At 68.5% G+C, this 25277-nt stretch carries 19 protein-coding genes; 3 read left to right on the plus strand and 16 right to left on the minus strand.

From position 1 onward, the window contains the following. Nucleotide 1: 1 nt before the first annotated feature. The 15 genes from F2P45_RS12910 to F2P45_RS12980 all read right to left on the minus strand — a co-directional run bounded on the left by F2P45_RS12910 (nt 2) and on the right by F2P45_RS12980 (nt 20902). The gene (locus F2P45_RS12910) at nt 2-1267 is read right to left on the minus strand and encodes an NAD(P)-binding domain-containing protein (RefSeq protein ID WP_370663241.1); all 1266 of its coding nucleotides are present in this window, start codon (nt 1265-1267) and stop codon (nt 2-4) included. A 32-nt stretch (nt 1268-1299) separates the two neighbouring features. Next, entirely contained in the window at nt 1300-2364 is a 1065-nt protein-coding gene (locus F2P45_RS12915) for an S-adenosylmethionine:tRNA ribosyltransferase-isomerase (protein ID WP_166875228.1), read from the minus strand. A gap of 105 nt (nt 2365-2469) precedes the next feature. After that, nucleotides 2470-3300, minus strand: coding sequence for a lectin OAA family protein (locus tag F2P45_RS12920; RefSeq protein ID WP_166875231.1), 831 nt, complete (start codon nt 3298-3300; stop codon nt 2470-2472). Between the two features lie 370 nt (nt 3301-3670). Next, nucleotides 3671-4333: a glycoside hydrolase family 25 protein gene (locus F2P45_RS12925; protein ID WP_166875235.1), complete on the minus strand. Its 663-nt coding sequence runs from the start codon at nt 4331-4333 to the stop codon at nt 3671-3673. Between the two features lie 15 nt (nt 4334-4348). Beyond that, on the minus strand, nt 4349-6601 hold the full coding sequence (locus tag F2P45_RS12930) for a glycosyltransferase (RefSeq protein ID WP_229505059.1): 2253 nt from the start codon (nt 6599-6601) through the stop codon (nt 4349-4351). A 13-nt stretch (nt 6602-6614) separates the two neighbouring features. After that, nucleotides 6615-7931 (minus strand): hypothetical protein, encoded by a 1317-nt coding sequence (locus tag F2P45_RS12935; RefSeq protein ID WP_166875238.1) that lies wholly within the window; start codon nt 7929-7931, stop codon nt 6615-6617. 31 nt (nt 7932-7962) lie between these two features. Continuing rightward, a complete protein-coding gene (locus F2P45_RS12940) occupies nt 7963-8628 on the minus strand; it encodes a tail fiber protein (protein WP_166875240.1) in 666 nt (221 codons plus the stop codon). After that, nucleotides 8625-11462, minus strand: coding sequence for a hypothetical protein (locus F2P45_RS35460; RefSeq protein WP_187367168.1), 2838 nt, complete (start codon nt 11460-11462; stop codon nt 8625-8627). The genes F2P45_RS12940 and F2P45_RS35460 overlap by 4 nt, the downstream gene beginning before the upstream one ends. Nucleotides 11463-11526: 64 nt before the next feature. Beyond that, on the minus strand, nt 11527-12144 hold the full coding sequence (locus F2P45_RS12950; protein WP_166875243.1) for a hypothetical protein: 618 nt from the start codon (nt 12142-12144) through the stop codon (nt 11527-11529). Between the two features lie 63 nt (nt 12145-12207). Continuing rightward, nucleotides 12208-12804: a hypothetical protein gene (locus F2P45_RS12955; protein ID WP_166875246.1), complete on the minus strand. Its 597-nt coding sequence runs from the start codon at nt 12802-12804 to the stop codon at nt 12208-12210. A 154-nt stretch (nt 12805-12958) separates the two neighbouring features. Further along, the gene (locus F2P45_RS12960; RefSeq protein WP_166875262.1) at nt 12959-15154 is read right to left on the minus strand and encodes a TOMM precursor leader peptide-binding protein; all 2196 of its coding nucleotides are present in this window, start codon (nt 15152-15154) and stop codon (nt 12959-12961) included. Nucleotides 15155-15209: 55 nt separating this feature from the next. Next, the gene (locus tag F2P45_RS12965; RefSeq protein ID WP_166875265.1) at nt 15210-15560 is read right to left on the minus strand and encodes a BMA_0021/BMA_0022 family TOMM bacteriocin; all 351 of its coding nucleotides are present in this window, start codon (nt 15558-15560) and stop codon (nt 15210-15212) included. A gap of 10 nt (nt 15561-15570) precedes the next feature. Continuing rightward, nucleotides 15571-15918 (minus strand): BMA_0021/BMA_0022 family TOMM bacteriocin, encoded by a 348-nt coding sequence (locus tag F2P45_RS12970; protein WP_166875268.1) that lies wholly within the window; start codon nt 15916-15918, stop codon nt 15571-15573. A 2-nt stretch (nt 15919-15920) separates the two neighbouring features. Continuing rightward, complete coding sequence (locus F2P45_RS12975; protein WP_166875270.1) at nt 15921-19907, minus strand: TOMM system kinase/cyclase fusion protein; 3987 nt, start codon at nt 19905-19907, stop codon at nt 15921-15923. Continuing rightward, entirely contained in the window at nt 19901-20902 is a 1002-nt protein-coding gene (locus F2P45_RS12980) for an FHA domain-containing protein (RefSeq protein ID WP_166875273.1), read from the minus strand. Before F2P45_RS12980 ends, F2P45_RS12975 begins: the two co-directional genes overlap by 7 nt. 322 nt (nt 20903-21224) lie before the next feature. Here F2P45_RS12980 and F2P45_RS12985 point away from each other — a divergent pair, with 322 nt between their 5' ends. The 3 genes from F2P45_RS12985 (at nt 21225) to F2P45_RS12995 (ending at nt 23662) form a co-directional block, all read left to right on the plus strand. After that, nucleotides 21225-21488, plus strand: coding sequence for a hypothetical protein (locus tag F2P45_RS12985; protein ID WP_166875276.1), 264 nt, complete (start codon nt 21225-21227; stop codon nt 21486-21488). A gap of 116 nt (nt 21489-21604) precedes the next feature. Further along, a complete protein-coding gene (locus F2P45_RS12990; protein ID WP_166875279.1) occupies nt 21605-22432 on the plus strand; it encodes a 4'-phosphopantetheinyl transferase family protein in 828 nt (275 codons plus the stop codon). Between the two features lie 345 nt (nt 22433-22777). Beyond that, nucleotides 22778-23662, plus strand: coding sequence for a DMT family transporter (locus F2P45_RS12995; protein WP_370663242.1), 885 nt, complete (start codon nt 22778-22780; stop codon nt 23660-23662). Between the two features lie 6 nt (nt 23663-23668). Here F2P45_RS12995 and F2P45_RS36985 read toward each other — a convergent pair whose 3' ends face one another. After that, complete coding sequence (locus tag F2P45_RS36985) at nt 23669-25255, minus strand: methyl-accepting chemotaxis protein (protein ID WP_166875281.1); 1587 nt, start codon at nt 25253-25255, stop codon at nt 23669-23671. Between the last annotated feature and the right edge of the window lie 22 nt (nt 25256-25277).

Below are 25277 nucleotides of genomic sequence, written 5' to 3' on the forward strand. Positions count from 1 at the left end.
GCTAGCGCAGTCGTGATGCGATGTAGGGCGCATCGAGATGGAAACCGGCGCCGTTGCCGGAAGTCCGCGTCCGCAACCAGGGAAAGCCCAACCAGAAGAATCCGTCGACCGGGGTATCGCAAGCCTGGGGCAAGCCATGCGTGTCCAAGGCCCGAACCACATCGTCAATCAATAACCAGCTCAAATCGGCGCGCCAGCCGGTCGCCCAGATAACGGTGTGGATGCCTGCTTGCCGCAGATTCAACTCGGCCGGCGGCGCCAATGCCGACAATGGCGGATGCGGCCGCCATTCGGGTTCCGCAACGGGCGCGGCAAAGCTCAGGCGCACGGCGTCGTCTTGCCGCGCAATCCACTCCTCGATCTGGCCGATCAGCTCATCGTAGCCTGTTTGGGCAAAACGCATATTCTCGTCCAGATTATTGTCGAACAGGGCCAGCTCGCCGTTGGCCGACATGCCGCGCAGCGTGCCCAGCAGCGTCACGCCCATGCGCGCCAGAGAATGGTGGGAAATCGGGTGGTCGCTCCCGACGATGGGGAGGCGGTCCTGGCGCTCGCCGGGATCGATGAGCTCCTCCTTGGGCGTAGCGAGCAAGCCGGTTCTGTCCAGCCAAAACATGATGTCCTCGCCGCGATGGCTGCGCGGTGTCCCCTTCACCATGGAGGTTGCCAGATACACGCGCCGGCCGGCCTGCGCCAGCTCCTCGCTGAGCTGCACCCCTGTCTGCCCTCCGCCGACGACCAGAACCGAACCTTCCCGCAGCGCGGAAGGATTGGTATAGGTTCCGACCCGGCGCTGCTCGATCTGCGGGCCGATCTGCCCGGCGCAGGCGGGGATCCTGGGACGTTGATAGTTCCCCGGCGCCGCGATCACATTCCTGGCAAGATAGACGTGCGGCCCCGCCTCCCTCTCGACGTGCACCCGGAAGCGCGCATCGGGCGCCTGTTCGACGGCGACCACCTTGCTCTGTTCATGAATCGGGAAAGCACGTTCTGCGATACAGTCGTCCCACAGGCCCAGCATGGTGCGCAAGGACAGGCCGCGCTGGCGGTCCGGGAGGCCGTCGCGCTGCCCCATCAGGCGCGAAAAGGCCAGCGGCGAATTGATTCTGAAGGTGTCCCATCGCGCGGAACGCCATTGCTCCAGCGCGCGCGCCTGCTCCAGGACGATGTGCTCGCGCCCCGCGCCTTGCAGGACATAGCTCATGCACAGGCCGGCCTGGCCCGCGCCGATCACGACAGTATCGATATGATGCGTCTCCTTCTTCACATCCCATCCTCCCGGCAGTGCCGATGTCCCGGCTAAACGATCAGCATGGAGTCGCCGAACATGTCGAATTCATAGCCGCCGACGCTCAACAGTTCATCGTAGGCGCGCATGAGCAGCTCCTGGCCTGCGAATGCGGCGGTGAGCACGATGTGGCTCGAGCGCGGCCGGTGCAGATTGGTCAGCACGGCGTCGACGATCTTGAAGTCATAGCCGGGGTAGATATACAGACCGGTCCAGCCCGATTGAGGCCTGATCACCCCATCGAACGGGCCGTCCGCCGCCAGCGATTCGAGTGTCCGGACGACGGTCGTCCCGACGGCAAAGATGCGCCGCCCCTCGGCCAGGGCGCGGCTGATTTTGGCGGCCGACTCGCCCGGAACGTCGAAAAACTCTTCCCTGACCCGGTGGTCCTCGACATGTTCGGCCTCGATGTGGCGCACGGCCAGCAGCTCGGTGCTGCCGACGTGCAAGGTGACGTATGCCAGCTCCACGCCCTTGGCGGCAATCCGGTCGAGCAAGCCGGTGGAGAAATGCAGGCCTGCGGAAGGTATCTCCAATGAGCCCGGCGATTTGGCGTACACCGATCGATAGGCGGCGGGGTTTTCCTGCCAGTGGCCGGGGTTGAGCGGCACGGTCTCGTCGGACCGCGTACCGTGGCTTTCAAGCGCGCGAATGAGCCGCGCGGACGGTTCGAACTTCGCCTTCCAGATATGATCCGGATAAGGCGCCAGCAAGGTGCAGGCGAGTTGTTCGTCATCGACCGAGCGCAATCCCAACCCGGCTTTTGCCAACTCCCGTGGGCGCACCTCGACCATGCAGCTGTGATCCGATTCGTGGCCATAGACAATGACGGTGGCCGCCTGGCCGCCGCAGGTGAATTGCAGGGTGTTGGACAACATATAGCTGTCATTCAATACCAGCAAGTCCCCGGCCCGGAAATACTCATAGATGTCGAAAAATATCCTGTGCTCGATGGCGTTCTTGCCGCGATCGAGCACGATCATTCTGCCGTCCGTCCTCTCCCTGCCCCGCAATTCGACAGGATCGGTCGGCATGGGGTGCGATCCCATCTCAAAATCAAACGACGTGGTCTTCATGATTTTTCTTGTCTCCCTTGGCCGAACCACGTTCCAGCCGCCTTGAATACCGTCCAGTCGTCACTGAACGGCATTCGCCTGCGGCTGACGTTTGACGCTCTCTATCTATTGCGGCTGGATTGTCGAACGGAATCCGATCTCGCCCTCGCCGCTATACGCCATGCTGCCATTGAAGGAGTTGCCGCCGTCGCTGGAAGTGATATTGAGCGCGGTAACGTTCTGGCCCCCGCGCGCGCCGATCAGCCACACGCCCCCCGCAGACCATGGCGCTGAATTGCCGCCCCATTGGTTCTCCACCACATAATTATTGCCGACCACGGCGGTGGCGCGGAAGCCGATCGGCCCTTCGCCGACATAGCTCATGCTGCCGGTCAACGTCTTCCCGTTATCGGCCGAGCTGATCTGGACCGCTGCCACGCCCTGGTCGCGCCCGCCAATGACCCAGGCGCCGCCCTGGTGCCACGGAGCCGATGACCCGCCCCATTGATTCTCGACGGCGAACACGCCGCCGTCCACCAGCGCGCTCTTGAATCCGATCGGACCCTCTCCGCTGTAGGTCATGCTGCCGGTCAGCGTATTGCCGCCATCGCTGGACTCGGCGTTGAGCGCCACCACGCCCTGGCCCACGCGGCAGCCGATGACCCACGTGCCGCCCGGTTGCCACGGAGCGGCATTGCCCTCCCATTGGTTTTCGACCACGTAGGTATTGTTTTGGGTCAATGTCGCCTTAAAGCCGATCGCTCCCTCGCCGGCGTATTTCATGCTGCCAGTGAAGGTTTTTCCGCCATCGGCCGAGTTGATGTTCAACGCCACGACGTTTTGGCCGCTCCGGCAGCCGATCACCCATACGCCGCCTTCGTTCCACGCCGCGCTCTGGCCGCCCCATTGATTTTGGACATGATGAAGATTATTTGCCGACTTGCTGGTTTTTGACATGACTGCCTCCAGATTAGCTGAAAAGCACGGAATCGACGCCTTGAATGACCGACGGCCAGTCTGCGCATTGATAGGCGTGCTCACTGCAGCGGAACGGCGCTGCCCCGTGCGGCGGCAAGAACGGCGTGGCTTACACGTCCGCGCCAGTTTCCGCTGAGGACAAGTATAGAGTCGTGTCAATATTGCATTTGTACGTTTCTTTTTCAGTTGGCATGTTGTAATATTTTAGCCACATTTCGTCGTTATAGTGCGTTTCATACAACGTTTTGCGCGTCAAATGTTGACCCATCCACCACCCAGCAGGAACGCGGCGCCACGTTGCACTGTTCAATGGCCGGCCGGCGTGGCCGCCGCCGGCCATCCTGCGCGCTCAGGCATCGGCTCGCGCGGGCGGCCCTGCGGCATCCGGGTCGGCTGTCATCCCCATCGCGGCCAGCTGCTCGCGGGTGCCATTGAACCAGTCGAGGTCGACACTCCTCGCGGCAGCGATGCCGGCCACCTTTCCGCTTTGCGCATACTGCCAGAACGCAAACGACGTCTGCCCGCGCGGCAGCGTGGGAAGCTCATTGCCATTGTATTCGGCGATCCAGAACGGAAACTCTTCCAGCGCGGCCGGGCAGTCCAGGGTGTGGGTCCAAAAGTCGCGGTCGCAATACACCAGCGGTGAACACCGGAGCGCCGCCTGCACCTGGTCGAGCCACTGCACGGCACATTGGACAATCGCCGCGCCCGTCATGCCGTCGACGGCCTCCAGGTCCAGCATCGGCGGCAGGTCGCCGGCCTGGCGCGGCCCCAGCGTCTTGAGGAAGTTGGCGACCTGCTCGCTGGCCGCGGTGTGCGGGCGCAGGTAGTGATAGGCCCCGCGCAGCATCCCGGCGTCCCTGATGCCAGCATAGTTCGCCGCGAAGGTGGGATCGGTCCAGGTTCCGCCTTCGGTCGCCTTGGCGTAGGCAAAGGCCACGCCTTGCCGCGCCACCGTGCCCCAGTCGATCTTACCCTGATGATCCGATACGTCAATTCCTTGTAAAAACATGATTGCCCTTTCGTTTTACGCTTGCGCGCTGTTGATGAAGTTGACAATGTCGTCGACCGGATGTTCGGTCCAGCGCCGGTCGGTTGTATGCTTGGTGCTGGTGTTGCCCGGATGGACGGTGGCGACGTAGGAACGGCATGCATCGTTGACGGCCAGCCGTTTCACGCCATTCCACAGGAAGGCCGTGTCTTCGCCCACCTGCATGTCCGGAAATGGCGATTTTTCCCAGCAGTCCCTGGTGTAGCACAGGGTGCCCCCGGCCACCCACGGGCGCACGCCGTCGTACACGTAGCGCCAGGCCCGCCCTTGCGCCGGGGCGTGGAAGTACACCTTGTCCAGGCCGCACACGTCGGCGCCGCTGCTCAGCAGGGTCTGTACCTGCGAGGCCAGCCAGTCCGGCCCCATCCAGTCATCGTCGTCCCAGTGGGCGATGATGGAACCAAGCGCGATCATGCAGGCATGATTGCGCTTGGCCCCGATGCTGGCTTTGCGCGGCAGGCGCACATAGCTGATCGCGGGGTGCTCCGGCACCAGGTCGGCCACCGGATCGGCTCCGTCGTCGACGATGATGAGCTCCTTGTTGGGGTAGCCCTGGCGCAGAAAATGGCCGATCGCCGCCGGCACGAACTGGCGCCGCCCCGCCGTCGGCATGATGCACGAGACCATGGGCAGCGGCGCCGGCGCCGCTGCCAGCGCGCCGGCGTTGAGGTGCGCGGCGTAGAACGCGCTGTCGCCGTCCATGCAGGACGGATGCGCCACCTTCCGCCATTGGTCCGCCTCCAGATAGCTGCCCTCGTCGAAGCGCCAGGTGTTGGCGCGGTGGCGGATGTAGACAAAGGCTTCGTGCGCGGGCACGCGGCACAGGCGCGCGCCGTGGCGCATGGCCGCCACCATCATGTCGGCGTCTTCGCGCAGCGAGGTGGCCGGGTAGCCGCCGGCCGACTCCCAGGCCGCGCGCGTGAACACCAGCGAGCCGCCGCACACGTTCTCGACGAACAGGCGCCGGTGCAGCGCGGCGCTGGCGTGCCAGCACTGCCCCTGGTCGATCTGCAGGAATTGGGTGTCGCCCACGCCGCTGATCTCGGCCACGCCGGCGACAATCGGCCACACCTGCAGCGACAGGCGGGTGACGCCGTACCAGTCGTCGTCATCCCACTGGGCGATGATGGCGCCGGCCGCCGCCGCCGCCGCCGCGTTGCGCTTGGCGCCGATGCTGCTGCCGGCCGGCGTGCGCAGATAGCGGATGCGGCTGTCGGGCGCGTGCGCCGGCAAGTCCTCGTCGCGTTCGAACGCGATCACCAGTTCGCGCTGCGGGTAATCCTGGCGCAGGAAGTAGCCGATCGCCTGCGCCACGAAGCGCGCCCGCCCGCAGGTGGGCATGATGCAGCTCACCAGCGGCAGCCCCGGCGCATGGGCGGGCGCCGCAGCCGGCGCGGGCGGCAGCGCCACCCGCAGGGTCAGGCGCTGGGGCTGGGCGAAGTAGGCGCACTGCTCGCCCTTGCAGTGGGCGCTGTAGGCGGCGCCCGGCTGGTCGAGGCGGGCGCAGAAGCTGTCCTGATAGCGCTGGCGCGAGGCCGTGAAGGCGCGCTCGGCCTGCGCCGCCGGGGTGGCCGGGTGCGCGCCGCGTTCGGCGTACGCGGCGCCGACCCAGAGTGCCTTGAAACCGGCGCGGGCGGCGCGGATGTTGTAATCCATTTCCCAGCACGGACCGCTGCCGTAGCCTTCATCGGCGGCGCCGATGGCGATGACGACGTCGCGCCGCACCGCGTAGCAAAAGTCCGACAGGCTGTGCAGCGGTTCGAGGGTGCGCCAGCTGTCGCCGTAGCGCCGCGCCGCCGCTTCCGCCCCCAGCTCCAGCGCGTACGGCCCGGACGCCGGCTGCGGCGGCTGGGCCTGCTCGTTCCAGGCCCGGTCGGTCGATGGCCCGGCCAGTCCGTGGGCGGGATCGGCGTCCAGCGCGGCGCACAGGCGGCGCAGGCAGGACGGGCCGAGGCGCACCCCGTTTTCGAGGAACACGTAGCGCGCGCTGTCGTGCGCCGCGACCAGGCGGTTGAAGGCGGCCGCGCGCCCGGCGCCGTTGCCCACCCGGTGCGCCTTGAACGGGTAGCGCCCGGCCGCAAAGCTGTCGGCGTCGACCAGCAGCACCAGTTCGAGCGCCATGCCGGCATGCTCGATGATGCTGCGCACGCTCGCCTCGAGTGCCGCCGGGTCGCCGTCGACGTAGATGCCGAGCGTGACCTGTCGTCCATCCATCGACTGTGGGCCCATGATCGCTCCCGGCTTACCAGATGGTCGCCGGCGCGGGGCCGGTGATATCGGTACTGAACAGGAAGGCCGCGCCGTCGAACGCGAAACCCGGCACCTGAATCTGTCCCTGCAGCGATTTCTGGTAGCCCATGGAACCGAGGCCATTGTCGAAATCGATGGCGACCGCTTGCCCGCCGGCGTCGGTGCTGGTGAAAATGAGCGGCATGACGTAGTTCAGGCCCATGAAATCGAGATTGTTGCAGACGATCTGGCACAGTGTGTTGCGGTACGCGCCCTGCGCGTCGTACACCACCGAAAAATTGAAGGTGTACGTGGGCGCCGCCGGACTGGCCGCCAGCGGACTGACCAACGCCGGCCAGGACAATGCCACCACCTGGCCGCCAACTGTGGCCGCAGGCGGAAACGGCGCGCCGGCAAACACGTTCACGCTACCGGGGCCGGCTGCGAACAGCTGCGTCACCGGCACCTCGCGCGGCGGCGAGCCGCCCAGGTCGATTGGCGTGTCCGCCATCGCGTAGGTACCGGCCAAGGCCAGCGGCGGCGTGGCGCCGGCCGCGCCGACACTGAAGGCGGCGGCGCTGGCGGCGCCGCCGTCGCAGGCGAACACATAGCCCTGGAACCCGGCCGCGACATTCTGCGGCAGGACCGAGGGGCCGGACAGCAGCACCAGTTGCACCTGGATGGCGCTTGCCGCCGGTGCGATCGGGGCGCGCAGGATGCTGGCGCCGGTGAGCCGGTCGCGCAGGTCGAGGCCCCAGGTCAGGCCCGCCAGCGTGAAGACGCCGGCGCCGTCGCACAGCACGCTCGCCCCCGGCGCATCCTGGCCGCCGCCGCCGGCCTGTCCGATCAACACCCCGCCGCTGGCGGCGGAAAGATTCACCAGATTGACGCCCGAGGCGAATTGCGCCAGCACCGTGCCGGCCAGGAGCTGGCAGCGGTTGGCCGAGCCGCCCTGCTGCACCAGGCAGAACTGATAGGAGCGCGGAGCGCTCGGATCCGGCTGGTAGGCAATGCTGCCGAACACGAACACCCAATCGGCCCAGGCATCGTCCGCCACCATCTTCTGCAAGGCGTTAATCGCGTTCTGCACATCGGCCAGGGTGTACGGCGTGGCCGCCCCGCCGAAGAAGCCGGCGGGCGCCATGAATACCTTGAGCACGGTCCCGGCGCCATCGGAGGTGTCCAGCGCCGGCGCGGCGCTGGCGCTGCGGATGGCGTTCATCATCAGCTGGCAGCGCGCGGCGATGTCGTCGGCCGCTAGCGGCAAACCCGGCGCCTCGCTCAAGCTTGCAAGCGCGTAGGCGATGTAATCGATTTTCTGGTAGCTCATTGCTTCTCTCCGGTTGGTGGCGCGCGGCCGCTCAGCGCGTGCGTAGCGGCCAGTTGGTAAATTTGATCAGGTAGTTCACATACACGTTCTTGGGCCGCGACTCGCCCGCGCTGCCGCCGGTCGCCGGGGTCAGCGGCGTACCCGCGCTGTCGACCGGTGCGCTGCTGGTCTGCGGCGCGGTCCCCTTGGCGGCCGCCTGGCCGCTCCCGGTCGTCACGCCCTCCACCGTCCCGGTATCGTACTGGTGATAATGGGCCAGCACGGCGTCGCGCTGGACCGAGCCGACCTCGCCGGGGCTGCTTGCGCCGGCGGGCGGTATGCGCGCGGCCAGGTCGGGGTCGCGCCCGCTGCCGCCATCGCTGCCGCGCAGGAAGTAGCCTCGGTAGTCCGGCAAATGGAAGTAGCCGCCGCTGCCGCCGTACAGGGTGCCGAGCGCAAGGAACAGTTCCGGATAGGCGCCGCTGGCCAGGGCGCGCCCGTCGCACAGCAGCCAGCCGAGCGCCTCGACCTGGATGCCGCCGCCCGGGCTGGCGGGCGGCGAGTCGGGCGGGCTGGCGCCGCCGGGCAGCGGCGCCGCCACCGCGCCGGCAAAGGCGATCACGCTGCCGACCGGCGCCTCGCCGCGCGGGTGATGAGGGTGGCGCTCGGTGGCGCCCAAGCCGAAGGGCGCGCCGACATGGCGCTGGTGCGCGATCATGGCGTGCTCCATGCGGCGACGGCGCCGTCGATGACCTGCATGGCGGTCGGCACCACCAGTTCCCAAGGACGGCCGACCGGGCGCGGCGCGGCGTGCGCGTGCGCTTCGGCGCTCTTCAGATCGTTGATCAATGCAATATCGGCGCTGCTGGCCGGGGCCAGCCGGTTGTCGCCATCCCACAGCGCGCCGCTCGACAGGAAATACAGCAGGGCCATCACGCGCCCCGGGCGCACCGGCAGCATCACCATGGCGCTGTCGGCTTCGATGAACGGACTGAGGGCGTCGCCGGCCGGGGCCAGGCCGGCGCGCGCCGCCGCCCCCGCCGCCGGGCGCGTGTGGAAGCGCCAGGTCATCTCGTCCCACTCGAACAGCTCGTCGAAAAATTGCAGGTAGTGCGCTTCGTTCACGCTGAACACGGACGGCCGTCCGCACGGCTTCTCGCTGCCGGCCAGGGCGGCGTAGCGTTCGAACAGCAGGCCGATGCAGCCGCGCCGGAGCTGCTTGCGCTCGACCAGGCGCTCGGCCTGCGGCGCGCGCGTGTCGGCGCGGGCGCCCGCGCCGCCCGCCAGCTCGTCGAAGCGGCTCACCTGGCGCCGATAGCCGGCCAGCAGCGCGGCATAGGTCTGGATGCGCCAGCCGTCGAGCAGCGCCGCGCCGGGATAGCACTCGATGACCACATTGACCAGCACCTCCATGGCGCTGCAGGGCGGCGAACCGAGCGGCGCGCTGCCGACCGCCAGCGCGATCGCATCGCTTTCGCCGAACACGCGCCCCTGGTCCGGCGGGTCGCCCGCGCGGAACACCTCGCGCCCCACCAGCACCGGCGGCGCCGGCGCGCCGGGGGCCACATTCACATGGGCGGCGGCCGCGCAGTACCCCGGGGCCAGCGCGACCAGCCGCTCCTGCCCCCCGCGCAGCGAGGCCGAGACCAGCACCGGGCTGGCCGGCGGCGGCGAAATCTCGGTCACCTCGTACAGCGCGGCCAGGCGCGCGTAATTGCCCGGATTCACATCGGCAAACGAGGCAATCCCGTTGTCGTCCAGGCTGAGCGGCACGCCGGCGCGCGTACCGGTGCGCCCCTGCTGTTCGAGCAGGTAGGCGGCGGCCGGGTCGCGCAGCATGAATTCGACCATCAGTCGGGTGCCGTAATGCACCACGCGCGCCTCGAACACCTTGTTCAGCCAGCGGTACACGCCGACCACGCTGGCACTGCCGGCGCTGTTGTCGATGGTGCTGCCGACCCGCTCTTCGGTTTCGTTGAGCATGCTGCTCGAACGGCTCTGCCCGACCTTGCGCGCGATGCGCCCGACGCTGCGTTCGAGGATGGCGCGCGCAAAGCGGGTCACATCGTCGATGCCCCGGTTGGGGCCCTGTTGCGTCGATTCGGTCCAGCTGCCGCTGAGAGTGGCGTCGGCCGGCGGGCCATAGGTGGTCTGGAAATTATCGTACTGGTTGGTCAGCGTCTTTTCCGCGATGGCATGCCGGGTTTCTTCCAGCAGCGCGTCGCGGCCGTCGCTCGCTTCGTTGTCCAGGCTGTCGCTCCGTTCGCTGTCGTGCGACTGATGCTCGAGCTGGCGCTGCATGCGGCGGCGCGTGACTTCCTTGCGCTCGCCGCGCATCACGTTTTCGATATGCGCAATCTCGCCCGGTTCATGGCGCAGCAGGCGCTGGCGCACCATTTGCAGGTCGCCGATCGCATACGGCGCGATCCAGCCGTTGTCGGGCACGGCCGCCGGCGGCGAGCTCTCGGCCGGCGGCAGGGGAAACACCGGGTCCGGCAAGACCACGGTGGCGGCCATCAGGGCGCGCAGGGTGGCGCTGGCGGGCATCGCTGGCTGGGCGAAGGCCTGGCCGAGCAGGTGCGCGCCCACCAGCAGGCCGTGCAACTGGTCCAGCAGCGCGCGCCGGTAGCCGAGAATGATGACCAGCGCGAAGTAACTGAGCCAGACCCGGTCGAGGAAAGCGCTGGCCTGCGCACCCGACAACAGGGCGCGCATGGCGGCCGGCGTGGCCACGCCAAAGCGCCGCAGCAGCGCCGCCTGCAGCGCGGCCGGATCGCGCGCCAGGGCCGCCGCCAGGCCGGCCACCTGCGACAGCGGCAGCGGCTCCTGCGCGGCGCTGGCGACGAACTGGCCGGCGTAGGGAGCGGCGCCGTCGATGAAGGCCAGCGCCGCGTCCTGCATGGCGACGCGTCCGCGCGCGCGCAGGCGGCACAGGTCGTCGTAGAAGGTACTCGGCGGCGGGCTGCCGTAGGCCGCTTCGGCATACCGGACGAAGCCGCGCGCCAGGTCGGCCGCGTCGATCGACGGCCACTTGCGCACGTACATATAGGGAAACAGCTCGCCGCTGACGCCATCGACCCGGGCCGGATACGGATGCTCGGGATCGGGTTCGGGTTCGGGCTCGGGCTCGGGATAGGGTTCGGGTTCGGGCGGCCAGGGCCATGGCTCGGGTGGCGGAAGCGGCGCCGGCCCCGGCGGGCCTTCTTGCGGCACCAGGCCGATGAAGCCTTCGTAGTGCTGTTCGAGCGGCGCGCCGACATGGCCATAGTACAGATCGGCGAACACGCCGGCATGCGGGACGCCGTCGATATGCACCCCGGCATACGCCTTGAGCGTGCCGCGCGCATGGCAGCCGCCGCCCTTGAGCGAGGCGAACTGCAGCGCCGACGCGTCCGGGGCGCTGCGCACCCGCACCGTCACCAGGTCCTCGCGCGCGCCCGCGACGAAGACGCAGACCGTGGGCATGAGCAGGCCATCGCCGGGCGTGAACGCGGCCTCGAACACCAGCGCGCCGTCCAGCACCGTCCAGCATGTGGTCACTTGCGTTGCCATGGAATGCGTCTCGCAAAAAGAAGGGAAGCGGAACGCCGCGGTCGTGACCGCGGCGCCGTACCGCTTAGGCCATCTGCACGTTGGTCAGCGTGAAGGTCAGCGGGGTCGACGAGGCGCCAGGTCCGCCGCCGCGCATGACGATGTCGGCACTTTTCACGCCGAGCAGCGACAGTTCCGTGTTCACGTCCGAGATGACGGCCGAGTTCATCACCGCGCCTTGCACGATTTGCGAGACGGCGCCGATCCAGATGGTCGGCTTGAACTGGAACACGGCCTTTTGGCCGGGCGCGACCGATGTCTTCATGGCCAACACCTTGCCGGCCTTCATGATGTTGGCGTTGATCGCGCCTTGGCCCAGGGCGTTGCGAACATGCACTTCGTTCATGCTCGGGCCGGCGCCGGCACTGGTCAGTCCGTTGCCCGATCCGCCTCTCGCGTAGTCGTAGATCTGGCCATTCTCGGCCAACAGTTCCGGTGAATAATTGCCGTCGCTATCGCTGGCCTTCACCGACATTTCCATCGGAAAGGTAAACGGATGGTTTTCGCCGATGCCGCAGTTTTTGATGACCTGCCAGGCCACGGCGATTTCGTCGAAGCCGGTCGCGACGTTCTTTTGAAAGATCACGATCTGTGCGTCGTCCTGCTCGTTCGACAAATTGATGAAATTGAGTGCGATATCCATGATGACTCCTTCTGTGGTTGAAAAAAAATCGGCGCCGAATTGCGCCACCTGCAAAAAACCTGCTCAAGGCCGAGCGGCCTCGTCAAACTCGAATGCGAATGCTTCCGGCCCGCCGCCGCGCAGGGCGACGCGCACGCTCGACAGGCGCGCCAGCGGCAGCGGGGTGAGCGCGGACACCTGCGCCGCCGCGCCGAGCGGTTCGCCCTGGCGCGCGCCGGCGGCGACGCCGAACCAGAGCACCGGCGCCAGCCGCAAGAGCGCCGTCAGTCCGGGCGCCAGCGCGCAGCGGCGCGCCAGCAGGTGGGCGTCGCGGTACACGCAGACATCGAGCGCGCCGCGCGCCAGTTCGTTGCGCACCACGATCTCGCCGGGGGCGGCGTCGGCGCGGCGCACCAGTTCGCGGCCGCGCGCCAGCGGGCGCAGCGCGAAGTGGGCGCCGCAGCCGGCCTGCAAACGCGGCGTGAAGTTGCCGAACTCGTCGCCCAGGCACACCTCGAGCGTGGGCGAAAAGGTAAAAGGATGGGTATGGCCGGGGGCGCAGCGGCGGATGACTTTCCAGGCGATCGCCCGCTCGGGGCGGGCGCCCTCGGCCTGCTGGAACACCAGCACGTCGGGAGCGGGGAAGCCGCCCGCGCGGTTGATGTACACAAAATCGATCATCGCTGCCCTCCCCTTTGCCGTCGTTCGAGATTGCCGGCAGTGCTGAACCGGCAACTCAAAGATAAGGCAATTGGCGCAGGTAATCGATTACGCCCGATTACACCGCCTTACACCGCCTTACACGGCCATGCACGGCGCAGCGGCGCAGCGGGCGCTACAGGAACAGGGAGCAGGGATTGAGGTCGGCTTCGGCGCTGGCGCGCTCGAGCCAGCCGAGCGCCAGCGGCACGCTGTACAGGCGTCCCGGGCCGAAGCGCGGCCAGAAGTGGCGCAGGCCGGGCACGATCACCTGCACCACCGGCAGGCCGATATCGGGACGGGTCTTGTCGACCACGAGCAGGTCCATGCCGCGCGCGGCGAGCAGCGCGACGCAGGCGTCGATGTCGGCACGCAGGTCGGCGCCGCCGCTGCACGGCATGCCGGCGGCGCCGCGCGGCGCCAGCGCCGGGGCAGGTTCCAGGAATGGCGCGGGCCCAAGCAGGGCCGGGTCCCACGGCGACGGGGTCTCGCCGCGCGGGTCGAACAACTGGTTCACTTCGGTCAGCGCGCGCTGCACCGCCAGGCGCGCGTCCAGATGGCAACCGAAGCCGATCGCATGGCGCCCCTGCCCCGGGTGGTGGGCCAGCGCGGCGCACACCGGGATGCCCAGGTCGTGGGTCAGGTCCAGCACCCACAGGCGCCAGCCGCCGGCGGCGTAGTCGAGCACCAGGCGCTCGAAGTAGGGATCGCCGAAGCTGGCCAGGTCGACCCCGGGCATGGGAATGCGGTTGTACCACCATATGGCGGTGGCGTCGCGCTCGACCAGTTCGAGGAAACCCTGAAGTATCGCTTCCTCGCGGCAGTTGCCGGCCGCCGCGCCGTTCGGATTATGGATGCCGTAGGCCGCGCCGGCCGCCGCCGGGGCCTCGGCATAGCAGTATGTCAGGGGCACATGGCACTGGCGCCCGCTGCCCAGCGACCAGGCCGGCGTCCAGTCGATCACGGTATCGGGGTCGAAGCGCTGCGGCACCTGGCGGCGCCTGTCGTCGGTCAGCGCATTCCGGGCGGCGCGCCCGGCGTACTGGCGCTCGCTGAACAGTTGCAGCGCATCGAAGCCGCAGGCGGACGGGCCGAGCGAACGCATGCTGGCGCGCACGCACGCTTCGTCGCCCTGGTACACGCCGCTGTAGCGTTCGAGCGCCTCGCACAGGGCGCTGGCGCGGGCCTGTTCCTCGCTCTGCCCCTTGCCTGCGCAAACCTTGTCGAAGCTGTGCGCGCGCGGTGGGTCGCGCGGACACACCATGTAGCCGGCCACGTACACCTTGCGCATGCCGCCGTGGCGGCGTGGCATCGGATGCAGGTAGGCCACCGGCCCGGTCAGCGGGCTGACCAGATGCCGGTACTGCTCGTAAGTCTGGACCGGGTCGCGCTGGCGATAGCCGCCGTCGTGGCGCAGCAGGCCCGTGACCGCTTGCAGCGCCGGAAATCGTTCGGCCTGGCGCCGCATCAGCGCCGGATCGCCGCACAGCGGGCATTGGGGACGGCGCAGCACGGCGTGGCGCGCCGTCGCCAGGGTGCCCAGGTCGAGCGCCAGCATGGCGGCGCTCACGCCGGCGCGCTCTTCTCCCAGCACGCGCAGGTTGGCGACCAGGTTCGCCAGCAGGCCGAACACGGCCAGCGCGCCGGGCGCGTCGAAGGCCAGCGGCAGATGGCCGCCGCCGCCCGCGCGCGCCAGCAGCGTGTCGACCGGGCGATTGACGCGCAGCCAGAAGCGCAGGCACTCGAGGCAGGCGCCGTGCTGCGCGTGCAGCAAGGGACCGAGGGTGGGCCGGGTGCCGGCCGCGCACACCAGCAGCAGCGGCACCTGGTCGGCGCGCGCGCGCGCGGCAATCGCGTCGAGCTCGGGGCGCAGATAGTCGTCGGTGAGGGCGATGCGCAGCCCGGCGCCGGGGTCGACGCGCATGCCGGCCAGCGCCAGCGCGCGCGTGGCGGGGCCGGGATCGATCCCGCCGCAGCATGCGAGCGCGACGCTGCAAGCGTCCGGCGCGGCCGGCGGCGCGGCGCCGGCCATCAGCTCCCAGTACGCATCGGCCGGGGTCGGGGCGGCGCCGGCGGCATGCAGGTGGCCCAGGCTGAACAGATGATCGAGCGCTTCGAGCACCTCCGCCGGCGCCAGTTCGGCGCCCAGCCGCGCCACCAGCTCGGCCACGCTGCGCACGCCGTCGACCGCTTGCCCGACCAGGGCCAGGGCGCGTCCGCGCAGCATCGCGCGGCGCCGTTCGCTCAGGATCAGCAGCAGCTCGCCATCGAGGGCCTCCACCCGCAGACTCGGTTTGAAGACGGGGATGAGGTCGGGATCGGACAAGGGCATGGGAGAACCAGGTGAACGGCGGCGCCCGCGCGCGGACGCCGCCGGATGACGCCAATCAGCAGCAGGAAAACAGATAGGTGGCGCCGGCGTCGTTGTAGGCGGCCAGGGCAATCGCCTCCTCCTCCACGCGCGGTTGTTGGGGCACGCCGAAGGTCATGCTGTTCTTCGGCAGGTTCCAGGTCCGCGCCGCGCTGTCCCAGCCCGAACCGGGCGGCGCCTCGCGGATCGCCAGGGCGATATTCCACGGGCATTTGTAGCCGAAATAGCGCTGCAATGCCAGCAGCGGGTCGGCCAGCAGGGCCTGCTTGAATTCGTGGTCGTGCCACGACAGCGCGATGGCGCGCATGTACACTTCCTGGAACGCCAGCAGCGATTCGTAGGTCGGTATCTTGTTGGTAAACGACATGGGGCCTCCCTTATAAGTTAGTCAGGAACGTCAGGAAGCGGGCGTTGTACTCGGCCAGCGCAACGGCCTCCTCGCCCGGTTCCGGCCTGGGCGGCAGGGTCAGGCCGACCACGTTCTGGGTGTGGCAGATCCAGCCGGCGTTGAGCTCCGGACGCCAGCTGGCGCTGTTCGGGATGACGGCCAGCTCCATATCGTAAGGAAAATCGTAGCGCAGCGACTCCTTGAGCGCCTCCTTGGGTGTGGCGTACAGGGCGCTTTTGAAGGCGGGATCCTTCCAGGCCAGCGCAATGGCCCGGATGATCAGCGCGCGGTACTGCAAAAACGTGTCGTAGTTCGACGACGCGGGACGGTAGATCATCATCACTCCTGAGGTTGGACAAATTTGACTGCGTTGATCGTCGCCATGCCTGGCGCGCGCCGTGCCGCCCGCAGCGCATCGAGCGCGCGCTGGGCCTCGCGCAGGCTGCGCCCCATGCCGCCGGCGCGGGCCAGCACAATGGCCAGCTCCAGGTCGGCGCAGCTGGCGGCGCGCGCGGCCGGGCCGGCGCTGCCGCGGTAGTGCGCGCGCTGGCGCAGCATCTCGGGCTTGAAGTAGCGTTCTTCGACCTGGTCGCACAGCGCCAGGCTTTGTTCGATGCGCGCCAGCGCACCCGCGCTGTCGCCGGCGCGCTCGTGCAGCTGCGCCGCCATGGCCCCGAGGTAGCTCAGGCCCAGCATGCAGCCGGTGCGCCCGAGGGCGTCGAGCACCTGTTCGGTCCGGGCCAGGTCGGAACAGGCCCAGCTGTTCATGGCCGCCGCGTAGCCCTGCACCGCCGGCAAACCGTACTTGCCGGCCAGCTCGAGCATCTCGGCGCTGACCGCGCGCGTCGCGTCCAGGTCGCCGCGGTACTGGTGCAGGAAGCACAGATACATCAGGGCCACGCCGATCGAGGGAATGTGGCGCAGGGTGCGCGCATGCCCGAGCGCGGTGTGGGCCAGCGCCAGCGCCGCGGCCTCGTCGGCCTGGTCGGCGCCGGCGAACCAGAGCACCTGGGCCAGCCCGGCGCTGGCCCAGACGCGCGTGTCGAGGCCGAACTGATACGCGTGCCCCGCATGCGCCTGCGCATCGTAGCCGTCGATCGCCATGACGAACGCGGCGCGCGCGCCGGCCAGGTCGCCATCGATCCAGTTGGCCACGCCGCGCAGGGTCGCGGCGGCCACGTCCAGGCCATCCCCGGCCGCCTTGACGCACAGCAGGTCGAGCTGGGCGACCAGCTGGCGCACGGTGGCGCGGTTGCTGGCCACGTGATGATAGAAGGCCAGCATCCACAGGATCGGCACGCGCTGGCGCGGATCGGGACTGGCCTCGGCCAGCCCGAGGGTGCGCTCGGCCAGGCTGCGCACGCGCCCGTTGGCCCAACCGTATTTCGACATCAGCGCGTTGGTCAGGGTGATCGCGCTGGCCAGGTCGGCCTCGCGCCTGGCGGCGCCATCGATCCGGGTGCTCCACTGCTCGACCCTCGTGGCCAGTTCGATGGCGTCGTCGTGCAGCGCGCGTTCGAGCAGCGCGCGCGCGGCCCGGTTGCCGTACGCGACGGCGCTGGAAAATTCGTCGGCGGCGGCGTGGTGGCGGGCCAGCTCGGCCAGCGCCGCCTCGACCTCGGCTTGCGTGCCGCCGGCCAGGCGGCGCGCGATGCGGGCGTGGGTCTGGCGCTGCACGGCGCGCGGCAGCGCATCGTAGGCGGCGTCGCGGATCAGGGCGTGGCGGAACACATAGCTGTCGCCCTGCACGCGCCGGCGCCGGTTGATCAGGTCGGCCGCGATCAGGGCGTCCAGGTCGGCCTGCAGGCTGGCCTCGTCGACCAGCGCCACCTCGACCAGCAGGGCGTGCGCGAACTCGCGCCCGATCGCCGCCGCCAGCTGCGCCGTTTCGCGCGCGCCGCCCATGCCGGCCAGGCGCGCCGCCAGCAAGTCGCGCAGCGTCACCGGGATGGCCGCCGTGTCGGCGCCGCCGGCAAGGCGGTACACCCCGTCCTCGGCCACCAGCAGCTTGTGTTCGACCAGCGTGCGGGTCAGCTCCTCGACGAACAGGGGCACGCCGTCGCTGCGTTCGAGCAGGTAGCGCAAGGCGCTGTCGTCGAGCCGCGCGCCGCTCAGCAAGTCCCCCACCAGCTGCCCGGCATCGTCCTGCGCCAGGCGCGCGAGCGCCAGGACGGGCACGCGCGCGGCCTCCCACGGACTGTCGAATTCCGGGCGCGCCGTCAGCGCCAGCAGCAGCGCCTGCCCGCCCAGCGCCGGCAGCAGCGCGCCCAGCAGCTCGAAACTGGTCTGGTCGATCCAGTGCACATCCTCGATCACGAGCACGAAGGGCTGGCCATCGCCCATCTGCAAGACCAGGCCGCGCAAGGCTTCCAGCAAGACCTGCTTCTGGCGTTCGGCCGACAGCGGCATGTCGGCGCCGGCCGGCGGCAGCGGCAATCCGAGCCAGGAGCACAGGATCGGCAGCGCCCACGGCGAGACCGGGCCGCAGCGGCCGAGCGCCGCGCGCAAGCGCTCGGCCGCGACATCGGGCGCATCGCCGTCGTGCAGGCGCCAGTGGTTTTTCACCAGGTCCAGGAATGGACGCAAGGCCTGGTTGCGGTGTTCCGGCAGGCAGCGGCATTCGGGCGCGGCATGCCCGGCCGCGCGCGCCGCGATGGCCAGTTCGGCGGCCAGGCGCGACTTGCCGATCCCGGCCTCGCCCTGGATCAGGATGGCATTGCCGCGCCCGGCGCGCGCCGCGTGCCAGACCTGGTCGAGGCGCGCCAGTTCGGCGCCGCGCCCGACCAGGGCGGCGCGCACGCCCCCGCCGCGCCAGGACTGCGCCGCTTCGGCCGGATATTCGCCGGCCAGCGCATACATGGGCAGCGGCGCGGCGCCGGGATCGGCGTGGCAAAAGCCGGCCGCATCGCATTCGATGTACGGGTCGAGCATGCGGCGCGCGGCCAGGCTGACCATCACCGTACCGGGCGGCGCGGCCTGCTCAAGCAGCAGCGCGGTGTTGGGGGTGCTGCCGCCCGGCAGGTAGCCGGGCCGCACCAGCACCATGCCGGTGTGGATGCCGAGCCGGATCGACAGGCGGAACCCTTGCAGCTCCAGCAGCGGCGCGCGGCGCCTGGCCTGGCTCACCAGTTCGAGGGCGGTGCGGGCGGCGCGGCGCGCGGCGCTGTCGCTCGGCTGCGGATACCCGAAATACATCATCAGGCCGGCGCCGAGCGCGCCGGCGACATGGCCGCCGTAGCGCACGGCCGTGTCGATGCACAAGCCGATCTGGTCGCGCTGCAGGGCCTCGCTGGCCTCCAGTTCGTGTTCGCTGGTACTGCTCAGGAACAGCGTGCAGCACAGCACGGTGATCTGGCGCCGCTCGTAAGCCGGCGCCGCCGCGCCGGGATGGTAGGGCGCGGTCAGGCCGCCGGCCGCGCCGGCCTCGGCCTTCTGCCCGCCAAGCGGGCCGACGATGCCGGCCAGGTTAAGCTGCAGGAAATCGGCATGCACGGCGCAGGCGCTTTCGGCCCGGTCCAGCGGATTCTTGCGCAGCACGCGGCGCAGCAAGCCGCCCAGCGGATGGCCCAGCAGGGCCGGCGGCAGCGCAATCTCGGCGGCGCTCAATTGCTGATGAAAGATCGCGGCCAGCGTGACGCCCTGCACCGCCGGCTGGCCGGTCAGGCATTCGAGCAGCACCAGTCCCCATGCGTACAGATCGCTCTTGACGCTGGGCGGCTCGCCGCGCAGCTGTTCGGGTGCGCTGTACGACGGCGAGCACATGGTTTCCTGGGTCAGCGTCACGCCGCGCGCTTCGCCGTGCTGGCGCTCGGCGACGAAGGCGGCGATGCCGAAATCGAGCACCTTGGCGTGCGTGCGCGCGCCGGTGGTGGTGATCATGATGTTATGCGGCTTGAGGTCGCGGTGGGCGATGCCTTGCGCATGGGCGCACGCCAGCGCATCGAGCACCTGTCCCATCAATTCGCCGGCCAGCGCCGCGTTCATCGCGCCCTTGCGCTGCAACAGCTCCTTGAGGGTTTCGCCCGGCACGAACTCGAACACCGCGTACAGCTGCATGCTGGCGGTGGTGCCCTTGTCAAGCAGGCGCACCAGGTGCGGATGGTGCAACTGCCCGCACAGCTGCGTTTCGCGCTCGAAGCGCTCGGCCAGGCGCCTGGCGCGCGCGGCATCCTGGCCGGCGCAGCCCCGCAGCAGCTTGAGCGCGACGATCTGGCCGGTGCTTTGCTGGCGCGCCTTGTAGACGGTGCCCGCCCCGCCCTCGCCGAGCAGGCGGATGAGCTGGTATCCGGCAACCGCGATGGGCTCGCGCCCGTCCTGGTTCAACACTGCGCCTGCATGGCCGCGCGCGTCTGGCTGAACGCGGATGGCGGCGTAGCGTCCGGGGTGAAGGTACCCTCGAGCTGGGCGCCGCGCACGATCTGGAAACCGAATGCGCCGAAGCGCACTTCGCCGCGCCGGCGTTCGATCACGTTCGACAGATTGGCGCCGTCGGGGAAGGCGCGCGCGATCTGGCTGCGGACCCGGAAAATCTGGATATTGAGGTGCTGCGCGTCCAGCCCGAGCATGCGCGCCAGCCGCCCCACTTCGACCCAGCCCTGGCTGGTCGCGTCGGTGCCGCGCGCCGCGTCGTCGAGGCGCAGGCGCGCCAGGGTCAACAGGCTGTAGTGGTGGGTGCGCTCGCCGAGGTCGGCGCGGCGCCCCGCCTCGGCGATGGTCAGCGAGATATGCTCTTCGTTCTGGCTCACGGTGAAGTTGAACAGGACCGGCGCGCCGGCACCGGCGCCCATCTGCGCCAGGTCCGAGGTCGGCGCGATCTGGGACAGCGCGGCGAAGGTCCAGACATCGGCGCCGATGCGCACCGGCGCGCCGTCGCGCAGCACATTGCTGCCGGCGGTGTCTTCCCACAGCCATTGGCCGTCCGGCGACAGCGCCACGGTCGACTCGGGCGCAAGGTCGTCGGGGAGCAGGTGGAAGCGCTGCAGGGTGAGCGCCTGCATATCCGCGCGCGGCGGCAACAGCATGGCGCAGGGCGGGTCCAATGCGACCACTTCCCATCCGGCCGCGTCGCCCAGCGCGAAGCGGAGCGTGCGGCCCGTTTCCAGCGCGGCCTCGCCGCCGATCCGTTGGTCGTCGATGAACGTGCCGTTACGGCTGTGATCGATGACGAGCCAGGCATGGCCGTCCCACCTGATCGAGGCATGGATTTGCGACGCGTCCAGGTTGAACAGCACCGAATCGGCCTTGTCGGGATTGCGCCCGAATACATGAGCGGAGCGCAGATAGATGACCTGCCGAGTATCCCGATTCCGTAACGCCGCCATGCGAAAAACCCTCCTGGATGTGGACGAAAACAACGCGCGCGCTGACCGTCCACCATAAAAAATCTGATCTTGGCAATCGTACACTGTTTACTATTGAGAATTAAAAGTCTTTTCGATGAGAGGCTAGTGTTGTAAAAATGCCATGCCGGCGAGCTGGCGCAGAGCTGCGCAATGGTGTAATGCGCTGTAATGGCAAAGCCCGGCCGATCCTTCGATACTGAAGCTGCTTCGCCATGCGAGGCAAGCGTCGGATCAGCGCCGCCCCGCGCGGCAATCCGCACTGGTCCCGCCAATCATCCAACCAACCATGAAGGAAATGAACATGCGTCTCGCAGATAACGATGAAGGAATGGGAGCATTTGTCGTGTCGGTCGAAGTCGATGACGAGGGCACGTTCGAGCAGGTCCCGCAAGTCGGCCATGCTGTCGAAATCACGATCAATACCATCACCTTCCATTGCCCCAACCAAAATATCCCCGTGATTAACAATGCGCCTGATAACACGATTTTCAGGGTGGAGGTGCACCACCCGGCGCGGCCGGCGCCAAATTCGCTGTATGTCGAACAGTATCCGTACGAGCAATAAGCATGCCCGGCGCGCGCCCGCACCGGGCGCCGCCTGTGATGCTTCCCGCTGCTTGCACCCATGCCACTTCTGCTAGACTTGGCACCTCCCCAAGCCTCATAGCGCAAGCGCCACTGATGACACCAGACAGTTCCGGTCCTCCCCGCGGCGCCCCGCCCGACGCTGCCCTGCCGCTTGACGCCGGGCAAATTCATGTCTGGCTGGTGTTCTACCAACAAATCGCCGGGCCCGCCCTGCAAGCGGCCCTGCTGGCGCTGCTGAACGAGCAGGAGCGCGCGCAGCAGCTGCGTTTTCACTTCGCCGACGACCGCCTGCGCTACCTCGCCACGCGCGCCCTGGTGCGCACCGTGCTGTCGCGCTACGCTCCGCTGGCGCCGGCCGACTGGATCTTCACCCCCAACGCCTACGGCCGCCCCGCCATCGCCAACGCGCACGCGCAGGCGCGCACGCTCGGCTTCAACCTCTCGCACACGCGCGGCCTGATCGCCATGGCCGTCACGCGCAACCGGATGCTGGGGGTCGATGTCGAGAACCTGAGCACGCGCCAGGTGTCGGGCGGCATCGCCGAGCATTTTTTCTCGCCGGCGGAAGTGGCGGAGCTGGCCACGGTACCGGAGGAACGCCGCCAGGACCGTTTCTTCGAGTACTGGACCTTCAAGGAGGCCTACATCAAGGCGCGCGGCATGGGCCTGTCGATTCCGCTCGACCGCTTCAGCTTCGATTTTCCGGACGAGCGCCAGGTGCGCCTGTCCATCGAAGCCGATCTGGGCGACGATGCCGAACGCTGGCGTTTCTGGCAGTTCCGGCCGGCGCCCGGCTACCTGCTCGCCCTGTGCGCCGAACGCCTCGATGGCGCGCCGCCGCAGCTGACTGTGCGCGGCGCCATCCCGACCGTCTCCGACGCGCCCTTCGACTGGACGCTCCTCAAGGCCGGTCCGGCATAGTGTCCCGAGTCAGAAATTCGTTGAATAAATATGGCGATAATCGCGCCGATACCGCGTCACAAATGCTCGCCAGGCATTTGCCTGTCTGCGCTTTGTTCCTTGTCTCGGTGCGATTTCGCCATATTTAGTCATCAACGAATTTCCAACTCGGGACACTAGCCGTTCAAGAACATCGACACGAAACGCCGTGCACCGCCGGATCGCGCAAGCGGGATCAACGGGTCAAGGCTTTGACAGCTTTCCCCGTCCCCGGTAGGTTCCCGCCATGATCATGATTTCCGGCGCGAATGCCGCAACGTCCATCCCCGAACCGCAGGCCGCGCAAGCGGCTGGGGCGGCGCGTCCTTGACCAGCCATCGCAGCGCCCTGACGATGGCGCATGTCGCAGCGGTCCTGTTCGGCCTGACCGGCATCTTCGGGGTGCTGATCCACGCCGACGCCACCGTCATCACGTTCGGGCGCGCCGCGTTCGCCGTGGCCGCGCTGGCGCTGTTTTCCCTTGCCCGAAAGCGCCCCCTGCTGCGCGGCCTCGACCGCTACAAGCTGTGCATGGTGATCCTGAGCGGCCTGCTGCTGGCGGCGCACTGGATAACCTTTTTCATCGCCGTGAAAGTCGGCGGCGTGGCGCTCGCCACCCTGGGCTTCGCCAGCTTCCCGGCATGCATCGCGCTGCTGGACACGCTGGTGTTCCGGGAACGGATCGGCGCCCCGGAAGCGGCCCTGCTGGCCCTGGTCAGCTTGGGCCTGATACTGGTCGCGCCGTCGTACGATATGGGAGACCGCGGCAGCGTCGGCCTGTTGTGGGGCATGCTGTCGGGCCTGTCTTTCGCGCTGCTGGCGGTGACCAACCGGCGCGGCACGCGCGGCATGGACGCCCTGCAAGTCGCATTCTGGCAAAACCTGGTGGTGACGCTGGCGGTGGCGCCCTTCGCGGCCGCCGGCCTCGGTGCGCCAGCGCGCCTTGACTGGCTCTACCTGGCCTTGCTGGGCGTGTTCTGCACGGGGCTCGCGCAATACCTGTTCGTCAAGAGCCTGGAACGCTTGAACGCGCGCAGCGCGGGCATGATCATCGCGCTCGAACCGGTGTACGCGATCGCCTGCGCGTGGTGGTTGTTCGCGCAGCAGCCCGCGCCGCGCATGCTGGCCGGAGCGGCGCTGATCGTCGTCGCCATCTTGCTCTCGGCGCGCGCCAGGGCGCCCTCGCCGCTTGCGCCAGACACTGCCGCGTGAGCGGCGCTAGCGCGGCAAGGCCAGCACGCCCGGCGCCGGGCGCGCCTCGATCGCGCTGAGCTTGAACGCCTGCGCCACCTGGGCCAGCGCGGCCGCGTCTTCCTGCATCGACTGGGCGGCGGCGGCGGCCTGTTCGACCAGCGCGGCGTTTTGCTGGGTCACCTGGTCCATCTCGATGATGGCCTGGTTGATCTGCTCGATCCCGGCGGTCTGCTCCTGGCTGGCCGAGACGATGTCTTTCATGATGTCGGTCACTTTCTGGACGCTGGCCACCACATTGTTCATGGTGGTGCCGGCCTGATCGACAAGCCGGGTCCCGGCGTCGACCATGTCGACCGAATCTTCGATCAGGGTCTTGATTTCTTTCGCCGCCGCCGCCGAGCGCTGCGCCAGGTTGCGTACCTCGGATGCCACCACGGCGAAGCCGCGCCCCTGCTCGCCGGCGCGCGCCGCTTCGACCGCCGCGTTCAGGGCCAGGATGTTGGTCTGGAAGGCGATGCCGTCGATGACGCTGATGATGTCGACAATGCGGCGCGAGGAGGTGTTGATCGAGCGCATCGTCGAGACCACCTCCGACACCACGGCGCCGCCTTTTTCCGCCACCTCGGAAGCGCTCAGCGCCAGCTGGTTGGCCTGGCGCGCGTTGTCGCCGTTGCGCCTGACCGTGTCGGTCAATTCCATGATCGAGGCGGTGGTTTCTTCAATTGAACTGGCCTGCTGTTCGGTGCGGCCGGACAAGTCCATATTGCCCCGGGCGATTTCGATCGAGGCCGAAAGGATCCGGTCCGAACCGGCGCGCACCTTGCCGATGGTTTTTTCGAGACTGGCATCCATGTCGCGCAGGGCCGCCAGCAACTGCCCTGTTTCATCGGTGGAGGTCACGTCGATATGTTCGCTCAGGTCGCCCGTGGCGACCCGGTTGGCCACTTCGACCGCGCGCCGCAAGGGCTTCTTGATGGAACCGATCACGATGTACGACAGAAACGCCCCCAGCACCAGGCCCAGTCCCAGGGTTGCCAGCATCAGCGTGCGCGTGGTCGCGCTCGACTTGTCGGCGGCCGCAAAGGCGGCCTGGGCTTCGCCCTTTTGCTGCACCATGCGGGTCAGCAGGGCGGTACGCGCGGATTCGAATTTCTTTTCCGAGTCGACCTTGAGCTGGGCGCTGGCCGCCTCGTAGTCGCCGCTCTTGGCCAGGGTGACAACCTTGTCGCCGGCGGCGGCATACTGCTCCCACGCCGCTTCGAAGAGGCCGGCCTGGGCTTTCGCATCGCTCGACTGCAAGGAGCGCTTGTAGCTGTCCAGGCTCTTTTTCAACTTGGCATTGACCAGCGCCACCTCGCGGTAGGACACCTCGGCCGCCTCCGAATTTTCCGCCCCCATGCCGCCGATCACCAGGGTGCGCGAGCGGTACATGTCGCCCAGCACCTCGCCCAGGCTGACCAGCGGCACGGTGCTGTCTTCATAAATGGTGCGCATGCTCTCGTTGCTGGCGGACAGGCCGCGCAGGGCGACCAGGCCCACCACGGCCAGCGCAGTGAGCAAGGTACCGGTCAGGATCATCAGGCGGGTGCTGATATTGACGTTGTATAACATGGGCGGGGGCTCGGCAAGGTTG

Source organism: Massilia mucilaginosa, from assembly GCF_011682145.1.
Lineage (GTDB): Bacteria > Pseudomonadota > Gammaproteobacteria > Burkholderiales > Burkholderiaceae_D > Telluria_A > Telluria_A mucilaginosa.

Coding starts and splice junctions, on each gene's coding strand:
- F2P45_RS12960 (WP_166875262.1), bottom strand. CDS start 15,154: ATGCCCTTGTCCGATCCCGACCTCATCCCCGTCTTCAAACCGAGTCTG.
- F2P45_RS12925 (WP_166875235.1), bottom strand. CDS start 4,333: ATGTTTTTACAAGGAATTGACGTATCGGATCATCAGGGTAAGATCGAC.
- F2P45_RS12950 (WP_166875243.1), bottom strand. CDS start 12,144: ATGGATATCGCACTCAATTTCATCAATTTGTCGAACGAGCAGGACGAC.
- F2P45_RS12935 (WP_166875238.1), bottom strand. CDS start 7,931: ATGAGCTACCAGAAAATCGATTACATCGCCTACGCGCTTGCAAGCTTG.
- F2P45_RS36985 (WP_166875281.1), bottom strand. CDS start 25,255: ATGTTATACAACGTCAATATCAGCACCCGCCTGATGATCCTGACCGGT.
- F2P45_RS12985 (WP_166875276.1), top strand. CDS start 21,225: ATGCGTCTCGCAGATAACGATGAAGGAATGGGAGCATTTGTCGTGTCG.
- F2P45_RS12990 (WP_166875279.1), top strand. CDS start 21,605: ATGACACCAGACAGTTCCGGTCCTCCCCGCGGCGCCCCGCCCGACGCT.
- F2P45_RS12965 (WP_166875265.1), bottom strand. CDS start 15,560: ATGTCGTTTACCAACAAGATACCGACCTACGAATCGCTGCTGGCGTTC.
- F2P45_RS12970 (WP_166875268.1), bottom strand. CDS start 15,918: ATGATCTACCGTCCCGCGTCGTCGAACTACGACACGTTTTTGCAGTAC.
- F2P45_RS12920 (WP_166875231.1), bottom strand. CDS start 3,300: ATGTCAAAAACCAGCAAGTCGGCAAATAATCTTCATCATGTCCAAAAT.
- F2P45_RS12955 (WP_166875246.1), bottom strand. CDS start 12,804: ATGATCGATTTTGTGTACATCAACCGCGCGGGCGGCTTCCCCGCTCCC.
- F2P45_RS12930 (WP_229505059.1), bottom strand. CDS start 6,601: ATGGGCCCACAGTCGATGGATGGACGACAGGTCACGCTCGGCATCTAC.
- F2P45_RS35460 (WP_187367168.1), bottom strand. CDS start 11,462: ATGGCAACGCAAGTGACCACATGCTGGACGGTGCTGGACGGCGCGCTG.
- F2P45_RS12940 (WP_166875240.1), bottom strand. CDS start 8,628: ATGATCGCGCACCAGCGCCATGTCGGCGCGCCCTTCGGCTTGGGCGCC.
- F2P45_RS12915 (WP_166875228.1), bottom strand. CDS start 2,364: ATGAAGACCACGTCGTTTGATTTTGAGATGGGATCGCACCCCATGCCG.
- F2P45_RS12980 (WP_166875273.1), bottom strand. CDS start 20,902: ATGGCGGCGTTACGGAATCGGGATACTCGGCAGGTCATCTATCTGCGC.